The sequence below is a fragment of the Butyrivibrio sp. AE2015 genome (assembly GCF_000420825.1).
Taxonomy (GTDB): Bacteria; Bacillota; Clostridia; order Lachnospirales; family Lachnospiraceae; genus Butyrivibrio.
In genome coordinates, this window is record NZ_ATVR01000023.1 from 1 (window position 1) to 15,274 (window position 15,274).

A 15,274-nucleotide genomic window follows, 5' to 3' on the forward strand; every position below is an offset into this window, starting at 1 on the left:
CACTTCTTATTATCAATTCCTCCACAAGTCTTTATCTTTAACTCCACAACTTCTATCTGACTTTGGCTTATTTAAAGGCTTTCCCAAGGTATTAATTAAATTAAAAGAAATTGTTGTTTTTATATATAAATAAACATCAACTACTTTTGGTGGTGTATAAAAAATATCTATATCTAATAATACTACTATCAGCGACTTATTTCATGCTTGTGTTTATCGTTAAGTTGTTCTTTATGTAAAGATTTCTGATCGATAAGTTTATTGTAATTATCCATAAGAATCTGGAGTTCATCAAGAGATTGCTTACTTTGAGCAGCTGCAGCTTCTGTTTTTTCAAGTTCTGTCATCAAGATATTTTTCTCTGATTTTAAATCATCAAGCTTAGGCATTACCTTAAGGCCATACTTTTCCATATCTTCCTTTAAGACAGCACTTGATTTTCTATAAGATGCCAACTCTGCAGCAAATTTAGTTTCATAGGCTTCTTTCTGATCATCAGGTGTCTGTTTCCATGCATTATAATATCTTTTATTTACTAGGAAGCTACCAGTGTTATGAATCATGCGATTAGTATAGTTGAGCTTTTCCCATATTTCATCTTTCTTGTTTTGGAGCTGCATATATTCTTTTTCAGCCAGAGATAACTTTTCTTGGAGTTCATCTGTACCAGCAAGACCATTTTTAACAAAGAAACTCATGGTATCTGCAGCGCTTATAGCATTTTGAACATTTATCTTCTTCTTCAGTTTTCCATAGTAGTTGTCTGTAGATCTGATAGCTTCAATACTTCCAAGTTTGTTTAAAATATATTCTTTCTCGTAATTGGTACCGAATTGTCTTGCTCTTATGGTCTTTTTAAGGTCATCAGTTTTATATCCCCATCTCCCACGAGATTCTGTGACAGTGATTCCTGATTCATTAAGAATTTTCTTAAATTCGGCTTCATCAGTTGCCTGATGGATTGCTCTTTTTATGACTTTTCGGATTTTGTCTTTTTCTGTTTGAAATTCAGTCTTGGTTGGCACAAGTCCATCCTTTTCTAGTTCTGCATTTTCTATATTGATCTTATCCTGTTCCCTTTGAGTTTTCCTATATTCTCTTTCGGTAGTTTTCTCCTCGGGTGGGGTTAAGAGATCTACCTGATTAAGCTTTTCTCTTTTGCAGATTTCCATAATTTCAGCTTTCATGGCATTCATGGATAACTTAGAAGCACGTATCTTGGCACCGGCAATGCATTCACTTTCGCGTTCTATGAAGTCGGGCTTATCTATGGCGTATTTTCTTACAGAATTAACTACTATATGTACATGCATATTTCCGGATTTATTGTGTCCGTCAGGATGAGTGCATATAAGAACCTGACAACCGGCAAAGAATTTATTTGCAATTTCCATACCGATAGCCTGTACTTTTTCTATGGTGAGACCAAGTTCTTTATCTTTAGGATCAAAGCTTATTATGTAATGGTGGAGTTTAATCTCGCTCTCTTTTTGATTTTTATGATTCTGAGAATTCCAGTTTTCACATTCTTCCTGAAAAGTGGACGGAGACTTAACACCTATTGCATCAATCAGGTATTCATCTCTGAGCACCATATGCTTGTTTTCATCCAGGATAGGCTGATTCGTTTTTTCATCATATTGGTATGTGAGATATCTTAAAGGAAATGCATAACTCCTACCCTTGATTGCCAGATGTTTTATCGTTGCCATCTTTTTCTGCTCCTATTGTCTTATCAAATTGATAGTATCTTGAATATTTTGAAACTGCTGTTTTCCATCTGGAATTGTTTTCTGACTGAATTCTGTTTAATAAGTCTATCTGACCGTGAATTTCTGCAAACATGGATTTTAGTTCATCTCTGAACATGGTCGGATTTACAAAACCGGAATTTAATACTTTGCTGATCTGATTGATATTGGCACCTATCTTGTCGAGCTGATATCTGATTTTTGATAAGGCACTTGATTCATCATCTATCAAAATTCTCATTGTGACTTTTCTCTGAAATACAGACCAACGGATAAAATCAGCTAATGGCATTTCAAAATCTTGTGCGAGCTGATGGACTAATTCCCATTCTTCTTCGGTAAATCTGACATGGGTTTCTTTATTTCTGATCACCCCATTTTTTCTCAAATTGTGCTCCTTTCAGACATTTGATATATGTCAAAAACTAATAATTCAAACGATGACTGTTTTTATGTTTACCGCAGGTAAACCAAATGCGGGTTTGGGGAGCTCAATCCCCAATGATTTTTGCGAGAGTTAAGGGAGTGGCAAATTCCCTTGCAAGATGCCTGGGACTCACAGGCGAATCTTGCTCTTGTCTTTTGATGTTGCCAGGCAGCCTTTTTGTGACTGCCTATTGCTACTTTTAACCATGATAGATGGGATATAAAAAGAATAGTTGCAACATCATCGCACCAGAGAGGTGCGAATAAGATCAGCCATGATGAATTTACAAAAGATTGTACTAATACTTCAGACTTGGTTCCGGCATTTAAAATGAGTCTGACGTGGGAAATTCATGCTTCGCAGCTACTGCTATTTTTGCCAGGATCCTTTTATGTTTCGGGGTGGCACACAGATAGCAATCAACTAAGCGCGCTAAGCCGATCAGTTGCTCATTATTGCAGATTGACAGTTTTTCCTTTCTGCTATTAATGAAAATCTTAATAGCTTCCCGTTTGGCGCTTTCTTCCATACTTTCCATCTTTACTCTTTCCCTCCTAAAAGTAGATTTTTTCTTCCCCTCGTTAAGATTTCCCCTGGGTAAAAAAAATGCGCACTCCTCTTGTGAGGGAGTACGCATTCTCCGTGTTGATTGAATTTTATATTATTTTTTTTGAATTGTCATCTACTTTTTTAAAATTTATCAGATTATGATTATACAATTATTGTTTTTTTTCCATCTCAACCATAATTTGCTCACCTTCTTCATTCTGAACCAGGTAACACTCTTCTATCGCTTTGGTTATGATTTTTTTGTATGAGTTTTTTAAGGAATTAAACTTCTTTAATAGATCCGGAGAGATATCACTCTCACTTTTTACATTTTTATCATAGAATCTTTTTTCAAAATCACTCTGATTATCGTCCTGAAGCCAATCGGGGTCAATGTTATAAAGTAGTTTTAGGAGCAGTACAATATATCCTGGAATAGGAACTCTTTCTGTTTCCAGATTTGAAATTGTTGCTTTACTGACACCTAAACTTTCTCCAAATTCTGTCTGTGTCTTTTTACTAAGTTGTCTAATAATTTTGATTTTTTCACTTGAGTTCATCAGTTTTTGTCCTCATTTTCTGATACTTAATATAAGCATCATTTTTTCTCTACTTGCCATAATTAAATTTTATAGGAAAAAAATTAAATAGTAAAGAAATGCAATTTTGCTTTTTTTCATACGCTAAAATCGCAAAAAAAGACTATGTTATTCTTCTAAAATTTACGTTCAGAAAACTCAGATGTGATGCTAACATATGATTCGTAAGAATTATAAACATTTCAAAAAAACTTAAAATTTTTCCAGTATTTATAGCATTTTTTATTACTAATTCTTATTTTAGACAAAAAAGTAATATACAACAATTAAACGTAAATAAAAATTTTCTAATCATAAAATAAAATAATGCTTGATTTAATCAAAACAATGTTCTATATTAGAATTGCAAGTTGCAAAATACATCTTTGACTGTTTGAAAGAATATCAGTTTTTGAAATACTTCTTTTGAGAAAAAGCAGTATCTGAGAAAAGTCAAAAATTCAAAAGCAGTCTTTGCATGAACTTGTGAAGTTATAAGAAGTAAAAAAGTACTACCTGCACATTGATAATTTCATACCCAGGTGTAATTTTTTATTATGCCGGGCGTTATGGCAGGCCTCTTTTGAGGTAAGCGTTGTCGTGACAACGGAAAGTGCGAAGATTTCTTTAAAAAATCAATTTATAATTTTTTTACAATTTAATATCTTTTTGATGTAAAATTTAATATGATGTGGCAAAGATACGCATGCTCCCGATTATATCGGGGGCCGTTTGCCATGTATTGATAACTCACTGCATGGTGCTGTCGTCAGGTAAGGGATTAGCCTCCATTATCTGGCTAGGGGGTTCGAGTCCTCCGGTGGGCTTCAGATCGTAGAAATCTTTTCATACGGTTTGCCTTTTTCCTGGCAGGTCATGAGACAGCCTGCCACATGATATTTAAACCATGTTATGGTTTTTATATATAAAAAATCCCATAAACAATACAGACTGGGTAAAAAGAGATGGTTATGTACTGTCTTGTCTGCTTGTTGAATATTTTGGGAAAATAAAAGGAGGCTAAAATGGCAAAAGTAATCGCAATTACAAATCAGAAAGGCGGAGTTGGGAAGACTACAACAACTGTAGATCTTGGCGCTGCTCTTTCAAGAGAAAAGAAGAAAGTTTTACTCGTGGATTTTGACCCACAGGGAAATCTTACATCTGGACTTGGAATAGAAAGAAAACGACCTCTGACAGTTCTTCATATGTTGCAGAACGAAGTCGCAGAGGTTGAATATGATGTCCATGATACAATCGCAAAACATGAGACTGATGAGGTAAATCTGGATGTACTTCCGGCAAACAAACTTCTTGTCACAGCTGAGACGCTCTTCCAGAGTGTTGAGGAAGATAAGGAACTTGTTCTTAAGAAAGTACTATCACAGGTTGAGGATGAATACGATTATATCCTTATAGATTGCCCTCCATCACTTAGTATGCTTACTATCAACGCACTTGGAGCTGCTGACAGTGTTCTTATTCCTGTACAGCCTACCAAATATTCGCTTGATGGTCTTGCAGATCTTGTTAAACTTGTGATGGTAGCTCAAAAGACCTATAACAAGGATCTTGATTTTGAAGGTATTGTTTATACCCTCGATACACCAACTCAGGTAGAGACAAGGAATATAAAGCAGGATGTTGAGAATGCATTTGGAGCAAATATCAGAATCCATGATGTGACTATTCCAAGACTTAAGGATATATCAAGTTCTCCTTCCTACGGAGTATCCGTTTTTGATCTGGCACCTACTAGCAATGGAGCACTTGCCTATGCTAAACTTGCAAGGGAGGTACTTGAAAATGGCTAAAAAGGGGTTAAAAAGACAGACAACAGAATCTTTTACAGATCTGCAGAATGATGTTCTTGGACAGTATGTTGCAAGTGGCGCGATAGATGCAAAAGATATAAATGCTGTACAGGATATAGCGGTTGATAAATTCATAGAGTTTAAGGACCATCCTTTTTATGTAATTGATAATGAGGAAATGGAAGAACTCGTTGCAAGTATAAAAGATAATGGAGTACTTGTACCGGTAATTGCAAGACCTCGTGATGGCAAATTTGAGCTGATCGCAGGTCACAGACGCTGCCATGCAGCAAAAAAGGCCGGGATAGAAAAGATTCCTGCCATTGTAAAAGATTATTCGGATGATGAAGCTACCCTGGCTATGGTTGATTCCAACATCCAGAGAGAGAACATTCTCCCTAGTGAAAAAGCTTTTGCTTATAGAATGAAAAAAGAAACACTTTCCCATCAGGGAAGGAAAGCTGCTGATCCGGATGAAGTTGGAACAGATACAAGAGATAAGATATCTGATACTGATAGTGGAGCTACGGTAGATCGCTATATTCGTCTGACTTATCTTAATAAGGATCTTCTTAAACTTGTTGATGAAAAGAAGCTCTCTCTTCTATCTGGAGTTTCAATCTCTTATATGACCAAAAATCAGCAGAAGATAGTAAAAAAGACTATGGATGATGAAAGCCTGTCTCCTTCTGCTCCGCAGGCAGAACAGATGCTGAAACTTGCCAAAGCTATTAAGGATGATACAAAGTTTGAACTTGAAATCCTTAAATTATTACGTAAAAAGCAGGCTAAAAGATCTTATAAGATGACAAGCAAGGAAGTATCAAGATATTTTCCTGATGACTTCGATGATGAAAAGATAAAAAGTACTATAGAAGAGCTCCTAACTAAATGGAGTAAGGAAAAAGGATATTACAAAAAATAATTGAATAACAGATTATGAAGAAGCTTTGCCAATACTGGTAAGGCTTCTTTTTTTGTAAAAAGGGGAAAATAAAATGTCTCAGATAACAGCACAGAATGATGCAGAGGAACAGTCTTTTGTATTCCACTGCGATACATTTACTACAGTTACTAACCACTGCCTTGAGGACTGCACTCTCTCACTTGAAGCTAGGGGGCTTCTGGTCACAATGTTTTCGTTAAAAGATGACTGGCAGTATTCAGTCGCAGGTCTTTCAATGATCCTCCCACACTGCAGGGATAAGATAAACAGAGTCGTTAATGAGCTTGAAGAGCATGGATATGTAAAGCGCGAAAGATACAGGAGTAAGGATGGAAGGTTTCAGTTTAAATATCACATCTATGACGAGTCTCAGATCTATCACGATGATAACTCTGGAAAAAGACCTCAGAAGACAGGGAAAAGACCACGTACCAAGATTCAGTACACGGATGAAAGCGGCATAAACACTGAAACACTTCCACATACTGAAAAACAGTATACGGAAAATCCGGATACGGTAAATCCCGATACGGAAAAGCAGGCACAATTAAAAACTAATAAGCAAGAGACTGATATAAATATACTTAAATCAATCAATCAGCACGGAGGTGGAAAAGATACTACTCTTCCATCCACTAACCAGATTGATGTGATAGATATGATGGACAGAAAAAATGAGATAAGGGAAAGACTGAGTGAAAAGCTTGAATATGACAGGCTATTGGATAGTTACCCTGAAAAAAAGAAACTTATAGATGCTATCTTCAGGACCATGACGGATACACTTGCTCATAAAGAGATTCCGGCTATCAAGATCTCTGGATGTACATACTGTTATAACGAGATTGAGGAAGCTTTTGATCAGCTTGGATATGAACATATCGAATATATTATCAAGTGCATAGATCAGAGCGGAAAAGCTATAAAGAGTCCCACCAAGTATATTCTGCAATGTCTGCTGCAAGCTAATACGAAGGATATATATGAGATATCGAGAAACCAGAGCTCTAAAGGTAATGCCTTTAACCAGTTCTTGCAGAATGAATACGATTATGATGCACTGGAAGCAATGCTTTTGGAAAATTAGAAATAATTGGTTGTAACTTCTGCTCATTATGAGCAGAAGTGAAATATAGTTCATCTGAAGGGAGGAATGCAGAGTGATAGACCCACATTTATATCTTAAGATCTGGAATTTACTTGTATTAGTTTTTAACTGGTTTGTTGGATTGTTTTAAGGAGGAGGGAATAAATGAATTCAGTAGAAATTATCGGAAACCTTGTGAAGAAGCCTATATACAAGGAATACGAATCTGAGGATAAGACGGTACGTGTTGCTAAATATACCATTGCAGCACAGAGAAATGGAAAAAAGGAAGAAGCGGATTTCATATCATGTACCGCATTTGGAAATGATGCAGTCTATGCATCAAAGTATATGGATAAGGGAGATCTTATAGCAGTTGAAGGTAATCTTCACTCCTCTTCCTACATGGATAAGGACGGAAATGCAAGATATGGGTTATGTGTATATGTGAACCATAATCAGAATTATACTTCAAGAAAGAACAAGGAGCTGATTCAGACTGCCGAAGCAAACGAAAGAAAAATAAACGATGCCATCGACTCTCTGAACAGCTCTTGTAATGACAATATACCTGAGTATGAATTTGGAGATGCCATGGAAGGAGTTCCCTTTGAATAACAAACTAAATTTAAAAGAAAAACTTCTACTCATTATGAGCAGAAGTTGAGCAGTACCACCATCCCCGACCAAAGTTCCGGTTGTACTGCTCTCCCATTTACGGACAAATAATACCCTTACGGGCAAATTATGTCCTTTTGTCCTGCATACACAGGGCTTCTATATTCTATCACAGATAATCGATTTTGAAAAAGGAAGCCCTCTTTTGTCAGGAATAAAAGGTTCATGCAAAAGAAGGAGAAACAATGCTATTAAAACGGAAAAAAATGGCTGCTACTCTTCTGCTGTTTTTCTCAATGGCTGTTATGAGTGGCTGCTCGTCATCTAATGGAAAAACTATTGAAGGCAGGTACTACTGCCCTGAAAAAGATTCCAATGCATACGTATTGGAATTTGCCAGAGACGGAACTGTAGATACTTATTACAGCGGCAAGGGAACTTACAGCATAGAAAGTGACGGAACATTCAAAATCGATATCAGTGTCATACATGGAACCGGTACTTACAATTCAGACGGTTCAATAGATTTCAACACTACAGACAGAATTTCATATCATTACATCCCAGAGACACAAAGACCCGAGGATAACCCCAGCACAGAGGAAACATTCAATGCAACCTTGATGCTTGATCGAATGCCTTACGAATACAACAAAGATCTTATAAAGGCATCTGAGCTTCAAACAGATGATGATGGTTCAGCCTATTATCATCTTTCCAATGATGGCAGCACCATAACTGGAACGGTAGGTGTGGATAAGAACTTCACAGCCACTTACGGATATCCAACTACTCCGGAGGAAGCAATAGCTGAGGTAATGGAGAAAGGAATAACCGGGAGTAATAAGTTTTTTGAGAATGAAAACTACTATCTCACTCTCATGCTTTCCGGATACACGGATACGAACTGTGCAGTGTATTATGCCTATCTTATTCCAAAAGAAGGTAAGGCATCAGATTCTAACACATATTATGCGTCGTTTTATTTTTATAACAGTGAGCTTCATACAAGCCTTGAGGAGTTTACAGGGATAAAGAATGGAATCAATTTTGTGGCAGGAAGCGATATATTTGGATATTCATTCCAGGATGTAATGACTTCGCTTTCTACTCTAAAGGCGCAAATGTAATCATGCTATTTGCTTCTGCTCATTATGAGCAGAAGTGGATTTAAAAGAAATGCCAATCTCCTGTACGCACAGGATGGCAAGAAAGGAGGTGGGATTATTGAGCTGGGTTACGGATGCCATAAATGATGGTATCAGCAATATTTTAGGCGGTGCAGCTGCTTCAATGCTTTCAGAACTTATAGAGAACAGTAATGCTGTTGTGTCAAATACCAGCACGAAGCTTAGCATGACACCTGATTCCGGAATCATGAATCTTATGAAAAACATAAATGAGAACGTAGCCATGCCAATTGCCGCTGTAATGCTGACATACATCATGACTTATGAACTCATAACAATGATCACTGAAAAAAATCATGGTAACGAGGTGGGGACATGGGTGCTGTTTAAATGGATATTCAAAACTGCGGTGCTGGTTATGCTGTGTAAACACAGCTGGGAGATAGCCAATGCATTTTTTGAAACCGGAGGATGGATAGCAACCAAGGCAAACACAGTCATTGGATCGAAGATAGTTAATCCGTCTGTATCAGCACCCACAGAAAACGAGATAAAGGAATGGCTTGTAGCCACATATGATGTGGGGCAACTTCTGAAGATAATGCTGATAGCGTTTATAGACTGGCTTATAACACTTATTTCAGGTGTTTTGTGTCAGGTAGTAATCATCGTAAGACTGTTTGAAATCGCTATTTATGTATCTTGTGCTTCAATCCCTGCAGCATCTTTTGGAAACAGAGACTGGAAGTCAATTGGTGAGAATTATACCAAGGGACTTGCCGGAATCGGAATGCAGTCATTCTTCATAATGGTTGCTCTTGGCATGTACGCAGTAATGGTTGGTTCCACAGTAGTTATTGCATCAGGATCAAACGTTATTAAGGGCTTGGAAAACCTTATCCTTTATGGAATTGCAATGACAATAGTTATCTGGAACAGTAAAAAGATTGCCTTTGCAATCGTGGATGCACATTAAAAACTTCTGCTCATCGTGAGCAGAAGTACAAATAATAACTTCTACTCATTATGAGCAGAAGCCTGAGAGGAGGATTCCCATATGGGGTTTGTAAGGGTTCCGCGAGATATCAAACGAGTCAAGCCAAAATTTGTAGGACCATTAAACAAGAGACAAACATATACCATGGCAATCGGCATTGGGTTTGGGTTGTGCGGATACTTTATATCAAAGCCGACTATAGGCGCTTCAAATGCAATATTTGTTCTGATTGCGCTTATGCTTCCCGTAGTATTCTGTGGGCTTTTTGAAAAGGACAACAGATATTTGGAAGACATATTAAAAGACTATATAAACGTCAAGTTTAAAAGACCGGGAGTAAGAGTATTTAAAACACAGAACATGTACAGGTATATGCATAAAAAAATCTACGAAAAGGAGGTACTTGAAGTAGATGATCTTGAAGAGAAAAAATCATGGATTGAAGAAAGAGAAAAAGAGTTTAAAAGCTTCTGGAAATAAGTTCTTTCAGAGAGCAAAAAACCAGCTTGAAAACGACAAGGCAGAGAAGAAACTTGCAGAGGAGAGACTTGCAAAAGAGTCTGCCAGGAAAAAGCAGGATGAGGCAGATGAGCTGTTTGATAAAAAGGCTAGAGATAGTAAAAAGAGCTTTACTGATATGGCTGCCGAGAGCAGGACTTTAAATGAAATGAAAGTATCTGCAAAAAATGCCCAGAATTCCCTAGAAAAGTCAACTCTTAAAGCTGCAAAGGGATATCTTAAAAAACATGCTCCTGTAAACGCAAGATACAGAATCAAGGATAGGGCAAATTATGGAAATATTCTTTCAGCAGAGCAGAAGACAAGAATTGTCAGGGAAAGAAAAAGAGCTCTTAAAAAAGAAAAATACCAGGGTGTGCAGGAGACTATCCCTTTTGAACTTATGGAAGAGGATGGAACTTGCAGAATAAATGATCACTACTGGTGCAAAATGATAGCTTTTACAGATATCAATTATGACCTGGCATCTGATGCTGAAAGAGATGAACTCTTTGAAGGATGGTGCGATTTTTATAACTACTTTGAGCCGGAAGTTCATTTGCAGATATTCTGCGCAACGATGAAAGCAGACAGAGTTGCTCAGATGGCAGCGATTCATGTAAAAGACCGTGCAGACAATATGCAGGAAATTAGAACGGAGTTTAATGACCTTTTAAGTAATCTCATGAATAAAGGCAATAACGGTTATATTCGTCCAAAGTTCATTGTAGTTGGTCTTGAAGGGAAGAACGTAAGAGCTGTAAAGCCCAAGTTTTCAAGAATAGAAGAAGAGATAAAGGAACTGCTTGAAGGGATAGGTGTAAAGACTCATGCACTTACAGGATATGAGTGGCTTAGCGTACTTAGATCACTTCTTAATCCGGATGATTTCTCTCAGTTTCTGTTTAATTTTGATCTGACAGTAAGAACCGGACTTACGGCAAAGGATTATATAAGCCCTTCATCAATGGATTTTAGAAATGGGTACTTCTTCAGACTAGGTAGTCATTATGCAAGAAGTATGTTTCTCCAGATTCAGACTGAAAAGCTGGATGAGAAACTGATGAACAGAATACTGTCAGTAGACCATACAGTCATGGCATCTATATTTGCTCAGAGCCTTGACCAGGATAAAGCAATAAAGCTTTTGAAAGGAGCACTTTCTGACCTTGAAAAGAACAAGATAGATGAGCAGAAAAAGGCTTCTCAGAGCGGGTATGACATGGATATAATGCCGGCTGATCTCAAGAGCATGAGTAAGAATGTGGAAGAGACACTTGCAGACGTACAGTCCGGAGAGGACAGGTACTACAACGTATCAATAATTCTTACCTGCGTCGAGGAAAATGAAAAGGCTCTTAAGAGCGCCATAGAACAGATCACAGCAATAGCACAGCAGAAAGGCTGTGCCATAAAATGCCTGGACTATCGCCAGGAGAAAGGATTCATGGCAACACTTCCGCTTGGATATCTTCCAGACGACATGAAGGTTGATGTAGAACTAACTACCCGGGCGGTGGCCGGGTTCGTCCCTTTTACGACAGTGGAGCTTTTCCATCAGACAGGAGGTCAGCTGTATGAAGGCATAAATGCACTTTCTAACAACCCGATTATGGCAGACATGGAAGAGCTTGGAAACCAGAATTCACTTATATTTGGAATCCCGGGATTCGGTAAGACCATGGAATCAAAGCTGAAGATTATAAACACGATGATATCATCTGATGACCATGTGATAATACTGGATCCTGAGTCAGAGTACAGAACACTTGTAGAAGCTCTTGGTGGTCAGATGATAGTACTTTCGCCTACATCAAGGGACCATATAAATCCCCTTGATATCAATCTCAAATATGGAGATGACAGGGCAGCTGCAAAGATGAAGATAGATTTTATCCTATCGCTTATGGAACTGATAATTGGCGGAAAATTTGGGCTTGAACCAATAGAGATGTCAATTATCGATGTGGCGCTGACATCCATATATGAGCGTTACTTTGATTCGAGGATGAGACCTGAGGACATGCCGACTCTGGAGGATCTTTATACCGAGATCAAGTCTCTTGGAAGAGAAGATGCAGATGCACTTGCGGTGAAAATGGACAGATTTGTTCATGGGTCAAGTAACCTGTTTAACCACAGAACCAATGTTGACCTCAGTAACAGGCTTATATGCTTTGATGTCAGAGACGTAGGACAGCAGCTTAAGCCTTTTGCGATGATGACTGTGCAGGATCAGGTATGGAATAAAGCCACTGCACATAGGGATAACAATGAAGAGGAATACAAAATCAAATATTTCATGGATGAGTTCCACCTGCAACTTAATAATCCTCAGACAGCGGCATATACAGTTGAGATATATAAAAGGTTCAGGAAATATGGAGCATATCCAATAGGAATGACGCAGAATCCTTATGATCTGATGGTTTCCAGCCAGGCTGAGTCAATCTTTAAGAATACAGACTATGTAAAGATGTTCAGACTAAAGGGAGATGATAAGAAGCTTCTTGCACATGTCTTATCAATAAGTCCCGCGCAACTTAAATATGTTACTAATACGCCTCCTGGAAGAGGACTCTTATATTTTGGAGGAACGATAATACCTTTTTATAACAAGATACCGAAAAACACTCATATTTACGAGCTTTGCACATCTAAAAAGGATGATCTTGTAGAGATTGCCAAAAAGAAGAAAAAGGTAGTTAAAAAGGAAAATATTGAGTCCATTCCAAAGGAGACAGCATCCTGAAAATCACTTCTGCTCATAATGAGTAGAAGTGAATGTGGAGGATAGGAATTGGAAAAAGAATACAAGAGCGAGTCTAACAAAAGCAAGGCCATAAAGATGATGCAACTCTCAGGTGAAGTTGTAGGTAATGTGGCGACCAAAGAAATTCCAGATGTAAGCGGAGAAAGAAAAGGTTCAGATAGTAGCGGAACAGGAGTAGAAGAAAGCTCTTTAAAAACTAAAGACAGAATCCTTGATAATCTCGAAAAATACGAACATCTGAAAGCTACAGGTCTTTATCTTGCAGACAAGCATGAAAACAACAAAAAGGCATCCAAAAGGATAAAAGCTTCCAAGAGGGAGACAAAAGAAGCACTAAACGACACAAAACTTGGCGAAAAAGCTAGTAAGAGACAGCCACTTACTGATGCTGAAAAGAAGATTTTAAGCAACTCAAAAGAAAGAATGAAGCGTTATAACAAGGCTGTCAAAAAAGAAGAGCGATTTATAGCAAAGACGAAAAACAGCAATGATTTTGAAAAGAATCAGGCCAAGAAGAGAAAAAAGCTGGAGCATCTGGAAAGCCTTGAGCAAATGACAAACTATGGGGATGGTGACGGACAGGGTACAGGAATAGAGGAGAATTTCCAGGACAACCTTGAAGGAACCATTACGTGGGCAAGCAGGAGAACACACGATGCAGTAAAAGACATTGATTATGAGCTAAAGAGCCACCTTGAGCACAAAAAGGACAGCAAGCAGACAACAAAAAGAGGAAATGAGGCACGTCCTAAAGAAGAGACCAGGTCAAAGCATGAGGGTCGAAAGTCTAAAAGACAAGCAAAACAGTTTGAAGAAAAGCAGCTGACAAAAGAAGAAAAGCATAATCTTCAAAAAAAGAACCTCAAAAAAAGAAGAAACAAAGTCATTTTTAAGAATGACAAGCTTTCCGGTGCTACGGCGAAGATCAAAGAGGCTGTAGGAAGCAAAGGAGCAAAAGCAGCACTTCTTGGAATAGCAGGACCTATTCTTGCAATAGTTGGCGTTATACTTATCCTTTTTCTCATTCTTGCAGCAATTAGCGGAATGTCTGGTGAGATGCATGAGTACACATCATACCAGGCTGAGGATGAAACACTTCTTCTTAGCAACAAAGTTGTCGTTGAAGAAGAGAAGGTAGATAAAACAGCTATAAAAGATACAGAGACCAATCATCCAACTGCATCTGATGGCGGTGGATTTAATGAGTACCAGTACAGCCTTGATGGTGAACTAACGACTAAGGATGCCCTGATAGCGAAGATAAAGCATGACGGAAATCTCATAGCATCTTATCTGACTGCTAAATATGGAGATTATAAGCTGACGGATGATATAAAGGCGGAGCTTAAAAAGATCTATGAAGAAGCTTTTACATTAAGCCAGTACGAAACAATAGAGCAGAGAACCAGTACTTACTACGATTCAGAAGCAGAGATTACCTACTACTGGAATGGAAGCAGCTGGCAGTCAACAGCATGTACTTATCGCTATGCAATATTTCACACAGACCTTAATACAAAGCCCTTAGATGACGTTTTAAAGGCTCATTTAGCCACAGAAGAGCAGAAAAGGTTCTATGACCTGTATAAGAGCACATCGGGTCAAAAAGACTATCTATTTGGTGGATACACGGCAAGGGATGATATATACCGCTACCAATATGAACCGGAAGAATATGAGGCAATCTATGGCAAAGCAGATATTTCTTTTTCAGATGCAGAGGCGCAGCAAATATATAACGTGGCACAGACTCAGCTTGGAAGACCCTACCATTGGGGAGGCTCAACGCTGGCAAGTGGATTTGACTGTAGCGGATACGTTTATTGGGTTATGAATACCTCCGGTGTTGCATCATTTCCAAGGACTTCTGCAAATGTAATGCTAAATACCTACTGCGATCCGGTTACCGCAGCAGAGGCTAAGCCAGGAGACCTCGTTTTTTTTCAGGGAACATACGCTACGGTTGGAGCGTCGCACGTAGGTATTTATCTCGGGAATAATCAGATGATCCATTGCGGGGATCCAATCAAAATCACAAATATTACAACAAATTACTGGACATCGCATTTTTACACGTTTGCGAGGATCAAGGACAAATACAGATAA

12 protein-coding genes are annotated in these 15,274 nt (G+C 38.1%); 9 read left to right on the top strand and 3 right to left on the bottom strand.

Going from position 1 to position 15,274, the window contains the following annotated elements; genetic code table 11:
• Positions 1–188 precede the first annotated feature (188 nt).
• From G585_RS18995 to G585_RS17930, 3 genes are all read right to left on the bottom strand, one after another.
• Positions 189–1,712 (bottom strand): relaxase/mobilization nuclease domain-containing protein, encoded by a 1,524-nt coding sequence (locus tag G585_RS18995; protein WP_022775068.1) that lies wholly within the window; start codon positions 1,710–1,712, stop codon positions 189–191.
• A complete protein-coding gene (locus G585_RS0111225; protein WP_022775070.1) occupies positions 1,678–2,139 on the bottom strand; it encodes a plasmid mobilization protein in 462 nt (153 codons plus the stop codon). Before G585_RS0111225 ends, G585_RS18995 begins: the two co-directional genes overlap by 35 nt.
• A 758-nt stretch (positions 2,140–2,897) precedes the next feature.
• Positions 2,898–3,287, bottom strand: coding sequence for a helix-turn-helix domain-containing protein (locus G585_RS17930; protein WP_022775072.1), 390 nt, complete (start codon positions 3,285–3,287; stop codon positions 2,898–2,900).
• A gap of 1,043 nt (positions 3,288–4,330) precedes the next feature.
• On the opposite strand from G585_RS17930, the gene G585_RS0111240 reads away from it, so the two are divergent.
• From G585_RS0111240 to G585_RS19005, 9 genes are all read left to right on the top strand, one after another.
• Positions 4,331–5,119: a ParA family protein gene (locus G585_RS0111240; protein WP_022775074.1), complete on the top strand. Its 789-nt coding sequence runs from the start codon at positions 4,331–4,333 to the stop codon at positions 5,117–5,119.
• Positions 5,112–6,044, top strand: a complete 933-nt coding sequence (locus G585_RS0111245) for a ParB/RepB/Spo0J family partition protein (RefSeq protein WP_022775075.1) — start codon at positions 5,112–5,114, stop codon at positions 6,042–6,044. Before G585_RS0111240 ends, G585_RS0111245 begins: the two co-directional genes overlap by 8 nt.
• A 73-nt stretch (positions 6,045–6,117) precedes the next feature.
• A complete protein-coding gene (locus G585_RS0111250; RefSeq protein WP_022775077.1) occupies positions 6,118–7,152 on the top strand; it encodes a DUF6017 domain-containing protein in 1,035 nt (344 codons plus the stop codon).
• Positions 7,153–7,317: 165 nt separating this feature from the next.
• Positions 7,318–7,770 carry a single-stranded DNA-binding protein gene (locus G585_RS19000; protein WP_022775078.1) on the top strand — a complete coding sequence of 151 codons (453 nt, stop codon included), beginning with the start codon at positions 7,318–7,320 and terminating at the stop codon, positions 7,768–7,770.
• Between the two features lie 245 nt (positions 7,771–8,015).
• Positions 8,016–8,900 carry a hypothetical protein gene (locus tag G585_RS0111260; RefSeq protein ID WP_196802911.1) on the top strand — a complete coding sequence of 295 codons (885 nt, stop codon included), beginning with the start codon at positions 8,016–8,018 and terminating at the stop codon, positions 8,898–8,900.
• Positions 8,901–8,997: 97 nt separating this feature from the next.
• Positions 8,998–9,876 carry a VirB6/TrbL-like conjugal transfer protein, CD1112 family gene (locus tag G585_RS0111265; RefSeq protein WP_022775081.1) on the top strand — a complete coding sequence of 293 codons (879 nt, stop codon included), beginning with the start codon at positions 8,998–9,000 and terminating at the stop codon, positions 9,874–9,876.
• Between the two features lie 81 nt (positions 9,877–9,957).
• A complete protein-coding gene (locus G585_RS17940) occupies positions 9,958–10,377 on the top strand; it encodes a PrgI family protein (protein WP_022775082.1) in 420 nt (139 codons plus the stop codon).
• Positions 10,310–13,147 (top strand): VirB4-like conjugal transfer ATPase, CD1110 family, encoded by a 2,838-nt coding sequence (locus tag G585_RS17945; RefSeq protein WP_022775084.1) that lies wholly within the window; start codon positions 10,310–10,312, stop codon positions 13,145–13,147. The genes G585_RS17940 and G585_RS17945 overlap by 68 nt, the downstream gene beginning before the upstream one ends.
• A 48-nt stretch (positions 13,148–13,195) precedes the next feature.
• Positions 13,196–15,274 carry a C40 family peptidase gene (locus G585_RS19005; protein ID WP_022775085.1) on the top strand — a complete coding sequence of 693 codons (2,079 nt, stop codon included), beginning with the start codon at positions 13,196–13,198 and terminating at the stop codon, positions 15,272–15,274.

Coding starts and splice junctions, on each gene's coding strand:
- G585_RS0111245 (WP_022775075.1), top strand. CDS start 5,112: ATGGCTAAAAAGGGGTTAAAAAGACAGACAACAGAATCTTTTACAGAT.
- G585_RS17940 (WP_022775082.1), top strand. CDS start 9,958: ATGGGGTTTGTAAGGGTTCCGCGAGATATCAAACGAGTCAAGCCAAAA.
- G585_RS17930 (WP_022775072.1), bottom strand. CDS start 3,287: ATGAACTCAAGTGAAAAAATCAAAATTATTAGACAACTTAGTAAAAAG.
- G585_RS17945 (WP_022775084.1), top strand. CDS start 10,310: ATGATCTTGAAGAGAAAAAATCATGGATTGAAGAAAGAGAAAAAGAGT.
- G585_RS18995 (WP_022775068.1), bottom strand. CDS start 1,712: ATGGCAACGATAAAACATCTGGCAATCAAGGGTAGGAGTTATGCATTT.
- G585_RS0111250 (WP_022775077.1), top strand. CDS start 6,118: ATGTCTCAGATAACAGCACAGAATGATGCAGAGGAACAGTCTTTTGTA.
- G585_RS19000 (WP_022775078.1), top strand. CDS start 7,318: ATGAATTCAGTAGAAATTATCGGAAACCTTGTGAAGAAGCCTATATAC.
- G585_RS0111240 (WP_022775074.1), top strand. CDS start 4,331: ATGGCAAAAGTAATCGCAATTACAAATCAGAAAGGCGGAGTTGGGAAG.
- G585_RS0111260 (WP_196802911.1), top strand. CDS start 8,016: ATGCTATTAAAACGGAAAAAAATGGCTGCTACTCTTCTGCTGTTTTTC.